Source organism: Kitasatospora sp. NPDC001527 (assembly GCF_040298605.1).
GTDB lineage: Bacteria > Actinomycetota > Actinomycetes > Streptomycetales > Streptomycetaceae > Kitasatospora.
Genome location: NZ_JBEPAM010000051.1, coordinates 46,516 through 55,225 on the forward strand (window position 1 = coordinate 46,516; position 8,710 = coordinate 55,225).

An 8,710-nucleotide genomic window follows, 5' to 3' on the forward strand; every position below is an offset into this window, starting at 1 on the left:
GCCGCGCCGCCGCCCGGCGCAGCCGGTTCCCCCCGGGGCGTGAACGGGAGGGCCCGGGGGCTCCGGGCGGATGCGGGTGCGGCACGGGCGTTCGCACAATGACGCCACGGCGCCGTACTCCGTACTCCCCCCGACAGCCAAGGCGGATCGCATGAGCCGATCTCACCCACCCGCGCGCCCCACCGGACCGGCCCCGGCGCCGATATCCCCACCACCCCCGGACGCCCCCGGCCCGCTCCCCCGCACCGATCGGCGCGCCCGGCGCGCCCGGCCCTCACGGTCGGCGGCGGCCCTGCTCTCCGGGGTCGCGCTGCTCGCGCCGGCCCTCGCCGCCGGCACCCTCGGCGAGGCGACACCCGCCCGGGCCGACAATCCGACCGTCTCCGGCAACGGCCTGCGCACCGCCTGGGACGCCGCCGAGCCGAATCTGGCCCCGGCCAAGGTCTCCGCCTCCGACTTCGGCCGCCGCTGGTCCGCCGCCGTGGACGGCGCGGTGTACGCCCAGCCGCTGGTGGCCGGTTCCACGGTGATCGTCGCCACCGCCACCAACCACGTCTACGGCGTCAACGCGGCCGACGGGCGGATCCTGTGGCAGCGCGCGCTCGGCACCCCGGTGGCCTCCTCCTCCGCCTGCCTCTCCCCCGGCACCGGCATCGTCTCCACGCCGGTCTACGACAAGGCGAGCCGGACGGTCTACCTGGTCTCCAAGTCCAGCGAGGGGGGCGCGCACTTCTCGGTGCACGCCCTGGACGCCACCTCGGGCGCCGAGCGCAGCGGCTGGCCGGTCACCGTCCAGGGCTCGCCGGTGAACAGCCCCGGTGTGGCGTTCAACCCCAACACCTCCGCCCAGCGGGCCGGGCTGCTGCTGCTGGACGGCGCGGTCTACTTCGGGTTCGCCTCGGACTGCGGGGTCGGCACCTACGTCGGCACGGTCGCGGGCGTCAACACCAGCACCCGCAAACTCACCCTCTGGTCCACCGAATCCGGCTCCGCCTCGCAGAACGCGGGCGTCTGGATGAGCGGCGGCGGTCTGGTCTCGGACGGCTCCGGGCGGATCTTCGTGGCGACCGGCAACGGCGCCGGCGAGGGCTCCTCCCCGCTGAAGGGCCCCGGCGACAGGCCCGGCGGCCACTTCGCCGAGTCCGTCGTCCGGCTGGGCGTCACCGCCGACGGCAGCCTCGCCGCGCGGGACTTCTTCAGCCCCACCAACAACCGGGAGATGGACCACGGCGACGTGGACCTCGGCTCCGGCGGCCCGGCCGCCCTGCCGTCCGGCTTCGGCACCGCCGCGCACCCGCACCTGATGGTGCAGGTCGGCAAGGACGGCCGGATCTTCCTGCTCGACCGGGACCGCCTCGGCGGCACGGGCCAGGGCCCGAACGGCACCGACGGCGTGGTCGGCACCACCGGCCCGTTCAAGGGCGTCTGGGGCCACCCGGGCGTCTGGGGCGGCGACGGCGGCTACGTCTACCTGGTCGAGAACTACGGCTCGCTGCGCGCCCTCAAGTACTCCGTGAACGGCGCCGGCAACCCGCAGTTGACCAGCGCCGCGACCAGCACCGAGGGCTTCGGCTACGCCTCCGGCTCCCCCGTCGTCACCTCCAACGGGACGGCGAGCGGCTCGGCCCTGGTCTGGACGATCTACTCGGGCACCGGAGCGGGCGGCCAGAACGGCGAACTGCGGGTCTACGACGCGCTTCCGGTCAACGGCGCGCTCAAGCTGCGGCGCAGCTTCCCGCTCGGCACGGTGACCAGGTTCTCGGTGCCCGCGACGGACGGCGGTCGGGTGTACGTCGGCACCAAGGACGGTCACCTGCTGGCGTTCGGCCGCCCGGCCTGACGCCTCCCCGCCCCCCGGGGCCCACCCGGGCCCCACCTGACACATCCGGGCGGGCCCACTCGACACGGCACTGCCCGACCGGCACACTCGACACCGGTTTCCCGCGGCGGGCCCGTCCCGCCGCGAAGCCCGTCGCGTCACCCGTTCGAGCGCGATTGTCCGGTGATCGCGCGGGTTGGACCGACGGGCGGGCCCGGCGGCTCGTAGCGTCCTGCTCCAGGGGCCCGCCGGGCCCCGAACCCCCGAACCCCACTTCACCGAGGAGGGCAACTCCCATGAAGTCCACGCTCACTCCCCAGCTCCCCGCCACCACCGCCGGCGCCGCGCCGGCCGCTCCGGCGGCCCCCGCCAAGCCCGCCTGGTCCGCTCCCGCGGTGGAATGCCACCGCACCGGCGCCGAGGTCACCGCGTACGCCGCGCGGACCACTCGGTGACCCAGGCTCCCACCACCGCGTCGACCCGCGAGGAGTTCGCGGCCAGGCTGTACGGCCTGCGGGGACGGTACTGGGACACCCACCCGTTCCATCTGCGCCTGCACTCCGGCGGCTGCACGCCGCCGGAGCTGCGGCGCTGGGTCGCCAACCGCTGGTACTACCAGCTGGTCCTGACCCGGAAGAACGCCGCGATCATCGCCAACTGCCCGCTGCCGGAGGTCCGCCGGGAGTGGACCCGGCGGCTCGGCTACCAGGACGGCCCGCACGAGGGCGAGGGCGGGCTGGCCGACTGGCTGGTGCTCGCCGAGGCCGTCGGCCTGGACCGGGTCGAGGTGCTGGACGAGCGGCACGTGGCGCGCGGCGTGCGCTTCGCCGTCGACGCCTACCTGCACTTCTGCCAGACCCGGCCGTGGACCGAGGGCGTGGCCGCGGCGCTGACCGAGATGTTCTCGCCCGACCACATGGCCGAGCGGGTGACCGCCTGGCGCAAGCACTACGACTGGATCGACCCGGCCGGCTACGCCTACTTCGAGCACCGGATCCCCGACGCCCGCCGGGACAGCGCGCAGACCCTCGACCTGGTGCTGGACCACTGCGCGACGGCCGAGCAGCAGCGGGCCGCGGTGGAGGCGCTCGCGTTCAAGTGCGAGGTCCTGCGCGCGATGCTCGACGCCGTCGACTACGGGCCGGAGACCGCCGCCACGGCCGGCACCGCCGCACCGGCGGGCCTCGCGGTGCCCGCCGGGACCGCCCGGTGAACGCCGCGCCCGCCGCCGCGGCCCCCGGGCTGCGGCGCGGGGTGCGGCTGGTCGACGACCCGGTGCGCCGGCAGGCCGCCCTGCTCTACCCGGAGGGCGTGCTGCTGCTCAACGCGACCGCCGCCGCGGTGCTGCGGCACTGCGACGGGCGGCGCGACGTCACCGGGATCACCGCCCGGCTCGCCGAGGAGTACGAGGGCGTGGACGCCGGCCAGGTGCTGGCGCTGCTCGCCGACCTGGCCGACCGCCGGCTGCTCACCCTCGACGGCACCGGCGCGCCGGCCGACCCGCGTCCGGCCGCCGGACTGCCCGGCGCCGCCGCCGGGAAACACGCGCCCGCCCCGCTCGGCCTGGTCGCCGAACTCACCCACCGCTGCCCGCTGCAGTGCGCCTACTGCGCGAACCCGGTCGAACTGACCAGGCAGCGCGACGAGTTGGACACCGAGCAGTGGCTGCGCGTGCTCGACCAGGCGCGCGGCCTGGGCGTGCTGCAGGTCCACCTCACCGGCGGCGAACCGCTGCTGCGCCGCGACCTCGTCACCATCGTCGCGCACGCCCGGGAGCTGGGCCTCTACACCAACCTGATCACCAGCGGACTGCCGCTGGACGCCACGCGCGCCGCCGAACTCGCCGCGGCGGGCCTGGACCACGTCCAGCTCTCCGTCCAGGACGCCGATCCTCAGCGGGCCGACGCCGTCGCCGGGCTGACCCGGCTGACCGGCCCCACCGGCCACGAGCGCAAGCTCGCCTCGGCCGCCCTGCTCACCGGCGCCGGCCTGCCGCTCACCGTCAACGCGGTGCTGCACCGCGGCAACGTCGCCCGCCTCGGCGCCATCGCCGACCTCGCCGTCGAGCTGGGCGCCGACCGGGTCGAGCTCGCGCACACCCAGTTCTACGGCTGGGCCTGGGTCAACCGGGCCCACCTCGCCCCCGGCGACGAGCAGGTCCGCCGGGCCGAGCAGGACGTCGCCGAGGCCAGGGCGCGGCACGGCGGGCGAATCGAGATCACCCATGTGGTCGCCGACCATCACGGTGGCACCGCGAAGCCCTGTATGAACGGCTGGGGCAGCGAACAGCTGGTCGTCGCACCGGACGGCGCCGTGCTGCCCTGTCTGGCCGCCGCCCAGCTGCCGGGTATGGAACTGCCGAACGCGGTCACCGACGGGCTGGCGGCGAGCTGGCACGACTCGCCCGCCTTCAACCGGTACCGCGGCACCGCCTGGATGCCCGAGCCGTGCCGCAGCTGCGAGCTGCGCGAGCAGGACCACGGCGGCTGCCGCTGCCAGGCCTACCAGTTCACCGGCGACCCGGGCGTCACCGACCCGGCCTGCCGGTTCTCCCCCCATCACCACCTGGTGCGGGCGCAGACACCGCAGGCCGCACCGCGACCGGTGCCGCGCCGGTTCACCGCGGCCGTGCCGCCCGTCCCCGGCCCGGCCTGAGGAGCACCCGCTGAAGATCCGGATCCTCGGCACCGCCGCCGGCGGCGGCCTGCCCCAGTGGAACTGCGGCTGCGCGGGCTGCGCCACCGCCCGCCGCACCGGCGCCGTCCGCGGCCAGGACTGCCTGGCGATCAGCGCCGACGGCGCCGCCTGGTACCTGGTCAACGCCTCCCCCGACCTGCGCTCCCAGCTGCTCGCCGCGCCCGAGCTCGCGCCCCCGCCGGGCAGCCGGGCCACCCCGCTGCGCGGGGTGCTGCTCACCAGCGGCGAACTCGACCACACCCTGGGCCTGGTGACCCTGCGGGAGGCCGCCGAGCTGTCGGTGCACGCCACCGCGCCGGTCCGCGCCGCGCTCCACGAGGCGTTCCCGGTCGGCCCGCTGCTCGCCCCCTACACCAAGGCGCACTGGCACACCGTCACCGCCGGGCAGCCCGTCGAGCTGGCCGGGGGGCTGGTCGCCGAGCCGCTGGCACTCGGCGGCAAGCGCCCCCGGTACGCCGCCGACCTGCCCGGCCGCCCGGCGGGCGATCCGTCCGGCGAACGGGCGGACTGGGTGGTCGGCTACCGGTTCACCGAGGCCGGCGGCCGGGCCCGCGCGGTCTACGCGCCCGGCCTCGCCGCCTGGACGCCCGCCCTGGACCGGGCGGTGGCCGACGCCGACGTGGTGATCCTGGACGGCACCTTCGCCACCGACGACGAACTCGCCGAACGCACCGGCGGCGCCCGCACCTCGCGCGGCATGGGCCACCTGGCGGTCGCCGACTCGCTCCCGCACCTGGCCCGCCGGCCCGGCCCGCGCTACCTCTACACCCACCTCAACAACACCAACCCGCTCGCCCACCGGGGTTCACCGGAGGCCACCGCCCTGGCCCCGGCGCTGGCGGCGGCGGGCGCGGCCGTCGCGGAGGACGGCACGCTGCTCGACCTGTGACGCCGTCGCCTCCCGGGTGACCGCCGTCCCCTCCCGGGCACCGCCTCCCGTGCCGGGCACCGCCTCCCGTGCCGGGAGAGCGCCCTCCTGACCGCGTCCGGCCGAAGCGGCCCACCGTCCGTTCACCGAACGGTGGCGCCCGGTATCCTCCCTCGCCACCGTGGGCCTGTCGGATCGTCGTGATACTAATCGTTCCGGAAAACAGCACTGTCATGCACCGGCAGGCACGAAGGTGACAGCCCGTCCGTTCCTCGGGGGACCGGACGGTGACGGGAGGGGCACGGCATGGTGAGCAGGAACGGCGAGGCCACGCGGGACGGCGGCAAAGCCGCCGGAGCCGGGGGGCGGCGGGAGGGCCGGACGGCCGGGCGCCGGCTGCGGCTCGGCAAGCGGGTGACCGGGATGCTTGCGGTGTTCACCGCCCTCGCGGCGCTGACCGGTTCGCAGACCGGCCTCGGCTTCACCCCGGTCGCCGCGGCGGGCCCCGCGGCGAACCTGCCCGACCCGGCCGCGGCGGTCCCGGGCGGCGCGGCCGGCGGCACCACCGCCTCGCCGTTCGCCCCCGGCACCACCGGGATCCCCGGCGTCCCCGGCACCGCGCCGGTCGACGGCGGCGGCACCCTGCCGCTGTTCCAGCCGCCGCTCGCCCCGCCCACCTCGCCCTTCGCCGACCCGCAGCGCACCGGGCCGGCCCTGCCGGAGACGGTCTTCGCCGCCTACCGCAAGGCCGAGGCCGCGCTCGCGCAGCGCAAGCCCGGCTGCCACCTGCCCTGGCAACTGCTCGCCGCGATCGGCGAGGTCGAGTCCGGCCAGGCCGGCCGGGGCGCGGTCGACGCCGCCGGGACGACGTTCCGCCCGATCCTCGGCCCGGTGCTCAACGGGGCCGGCTTCGCGGCGATCGCCGACACCGACGGCGGCCGCTACGACGGCGACGCGCGCTGGGACCGCGCCGTCGGGCCGATGCAGTTCATCCCCTCCACCTGGGCCTCCTGGGGCGTGGACGCCAACGGGGACGGCAAGGCCGACCCGAACAACATCTTCGACGCCGCCGAGGCCGCCGGCGGCTACCTGTGCGCGGGCGGCCGCGACCTGTCCGACCAGGCGCAGCTGGACCGGGCGGTACTCGGCTACAACCACTCCTCCGAGTACCTGCGCACGGTGCGGAACTGGATGGCGCACTTCGGCAGCGGCAGCCCGGTCACCACCCCGGACCGCCCGGGCACGGCGAGCCCGCTCGCCCCGCTCCTCCCGGTCACCCTGCCGAGCCCGCTCGCACCGGTCCCGCCGGTCACCCCGGTCGCCCCGCAGCCGGGCACCACCCCGTCCGGCACCCCGTCCACGACGCCCACCGACGGCACCCCGACCGGTACCCCGTCCGGCGCCCCGTCGCCGGGCGCGACGCCGTCCGGCGCTCCCTCCCCCTCGCCCTCCGCGAGCGCCTCGCCCTCGGAGCAGCCGAGCACCACGCCGACCACTCCCGGCACCACGCCGACCGGCAGCGCGAGCCCCAGCCCGAGCGCCACCCCGACCGGCACGCCCAGCGCGACGCCGACCGGGACCCCGTCCACCACGCCCACCGGCACCCCGAGCGGAACCCCGACGGCCACCCCGACGGCGACGCCCACGGACACGCCGACCGGCTGCGCCACGCCGACCGGTACCCCCACCGGCACGCCGACCGCGAGCGCGAGCCCGTCCGCGAGCGCGACCCCGACCGCCACGCCGAGCGCCACGGCCACCCCGACCGGCCCCGGCTGCCCGACGCCGACCGCCCCGACGACGACCCCGACGACGACCCCGTCCGAGACCGCCACCCCGAGCGCCTCGCTCTCCCCCTCGGCCGCCCCCTCGGCGCACTGACCGACCCGGCCCGCCGGCCCGCGACACCACATCGGCCCGTCTCCCGTTCGTCCGGGAGGCGGGCCGACGCACGAGGACGACCGTCCGTCAGCCGCCCTCGTCCTCCGACGCCTCGTCCTCCTCGCCCTCGCCGTGGACGATGCCGGCCGCGCGGTCGCGCTGCTCCTGCACCCGCAGCGGCACGTCCGGGTCCCAGTCCGAGGCGCGGGGCTGCTCCGGCCCGTCCGGCCCGAGGCGGACCACCGGTTCGACCCGGACCAGCCGGAACAGCCGGCCGGCGGCCCGCACCTCGTCGGCCCGCTCGGCGTCCAGCCGGTCGGCGGCCTCCGCGTACCGGGCCAGCTCCTCCTGCCCGAGGTGCGGGTCCAGACGGGGCGCGAACTCGCGCAGATAGGCGGCCAGGCTGTCCCGGGCGCCCTGCGGGGTCTCGCAGGCGCCGGTCATCGGCCCCCAGCGGCCCTCCCGGTGCTCCGCGACGGCGCACTGGGCGGGCAGGACCATCACCTTGGGGTGGAGGTGCGAGGCCAGCCGCGCCTCGGCCCGGACGTCCTCCGGGATGAACCGGCCGGTCGGCACCAGCGCCATCATGTCCAGCCGCAGGATCCCGTCGACCAGCGTCACGCCCGCCGCCGGGTCGATCACGAAGCCCTCCACCCGGGAGGGCAGCCGGTGCCCCTCGCCGACGGCGGCCGGGTCGGGGTCGGTGGGCCGGGGCGGCTCGATGCCGTCCGGGCCCGAGCGCAGCACCTGTTCGGCGCGGAAGACCCGGTAGTCCCGGCCGGCCACCGTGATCGCGTCCAGCGCCTCCCACTCCAGGCGCTCGTAGGCCTCGGAGTAGGCGGTGCGCTCCTCGTCGGTGAGGTCCCACGGGGCGGCCAGGGGCGTGCCGGGTTCGGCCAGGGCCCAGGACCGGAAGAGGTGGCCCAGCTCGTCACGGGCCGCCTGCGGGGTGGTGGCGTGGAACCCGAGGATCTTCCAGGCGCCCGCCCCGGTCCGCTGCAGGCTGCCGAAGACGGGCGGCATCATCATGAGGTTCGGGTACTTCTCGCGGGATGCCCAGGCCTCCAGGCCGGCCACCGCGGCGACCGGGTCGTCGGTGTGGGTGACCCGGATCGTGAGGTGCTCGGGTAGCTGCACGGCGTCATCGTCCATGCGGCCAGTGGTAGCGGACACGCCGAGAGCGCCGCAGGGATATCACGGAACTCCACCCGACCGTGCACGCCCGGCCCCGGCACGGCCCCGGGGCGGGCCGACGGCCCCTCCGGGGCACCCGGTCGTGCCGTGCGGTGCGGTGCGGCCGGCGGCCCGGTCGGCCGCCGGCCCGTCCGTCAGAGGGCGTTCGATACTGATTTAGGCCGCCGCAGGCGGTTTCGGGCGGAGGTATTGCCCGACTTTGTCGGGGCTGGCGGTCAGGCGGGTGGTCATGGAGTTGACCATGGCCCAGT

General features: G+C 76.7%; 7 protein-coding genes. 6 read left to right on the forward strand and 1 reads right to left on the reverse strand.

Annotation, left to right across the window (positions count from 1 at the left end; all coding sequences use genetic code 11):
• The first annotated feature begins 151 nt into the window (after positions 1-151).
• The 6 genes from ABT238_RS32280 (at position 152) to ABT238_RS32305 (ending at position 7,265) form a co-directional block, all read left to right on the forward strand.
• On the forward strand, positions 152-1,840 hold the full coding sequence (locus ABT238_RS32280; protein WP_350571986.1) for an outer membrane protein assembly factor BamB family protein: 1,689 nt from the start codon (positions 152-154) through the stop codon (positions 1,838-1,840).
• A gap of 275 nt (positions 1,841-2,115) precedes the next feature.
• Complete coding sequence (gene pqqA, locus ABT238_RS32285) at positions 2,116-2,274, forward strand: pyrroloquinoline quinone precursor peptide PqqA (protein WP_350571987.1); 159 nt, start codon at positions 2,116-2,118, stop codon at positions 2,272-2,274.
• Complete coding sequence (pqqC, locus tag ABT238_RS32290; RefSeq protein ID WP_350571988.1) at positions 2,271-3,032, forward strand: pyrroloquinoline-quinone synthase PqqC; 762 nt, start codon at positions 2,271-2,273, stop codon at positions 3,030-3,032. Before pqqA ends, pqqC begins: the two co-directional genes overlap by 4 nt.
• Complete coding sequence (pqqE, locus tag ABT238_RS32295) at positions 3,029-4,474, forward strand: pyrroloquinoline quinone biosynthesis protein PqqE (RefSeq protein ID WP_350571989.1); 1,446 nt, start codon at positions 3,029-3,031, stop codon at positions 4,472-4,474. The genes pqqC and pqqE overlap by 4 nt, the downstream gene beginning before the upstream one ends.
• Positions 4,475-4,496: 22 nt before the next feature.
• The gene (pqqB, locus tag ABT238_RS32300) at positions 4,497-5,405 is read left to right on the forward strand and encodes a pyrroloquinoline quinone biosynthesis protein PqqB (protein WP_502891483.1); all 909 of its coding nucleotides are present in this window, start codon (positions 4,497-4,499) and stop codon (positions 5,403-5,405) included.
• Positions 5,406-5,690: 285 nt separating this feature from the next.
• Positions 5,691-7,265, forward strand: coding sequence for a lytic transglycosylase domain-containing protein (locus ABT238_RS32305; protein ID WP_350802263.1), 1,575 nt, complete (start codon positions 5,691-5,693; stop codon positions 7,263-7,265).
• A gap of 87 nt (positions 7,266-7,352) precedes the next feature.
• Here ABT238_RS32305 and ABT238_RS32310 read toward each other — a convergent pair whose 3' ends face one another.
• Entirely contained in the window at positions 7,353-8,417 is a 1,065-nt protein-coding gene (locus ABT238_RS32310) for a DUF5954 family protein (protein ID WP_350571991.1), read from the reverse strand.
• Between the last annotated feature and the right edge of the window lie 293 nt (positions 8,418-8,710).

What these genes read in the sequence shown, in the direction of transcription:
- ABT238_RS32280 (WP_350571986.1), top strand. Translation starts at nt 152, where the DNA reads ATGAGCCGATCTCACCCACCCGCGCGCCCCACCGGACCGGCCCCGGCG.
- pqqA (WP_350571987.1), top strand. Translation starts at nt 2,116, where the DNA reads ATGAAGTCCACGCTCACTCCCCAGCTCCCCGCCACCACCGCCGGCGCC.
- ABT238_RS32305 (WP_350802263.1), top strand. Translation starts at nt 5,691, where the DNA reads ATGGTGAGCAGGAACGGCGAGGCCACGCGGGACGGCGGCAAAGCCGCC.
- ABT238_RS32310 (WP_350571991.1), bottom strand. Translation starts at nt 8,417, where the DNA reads ATGGACGATGACGCCGTGCAGCTACCCGAGCACCTCACGATCCGGGTC.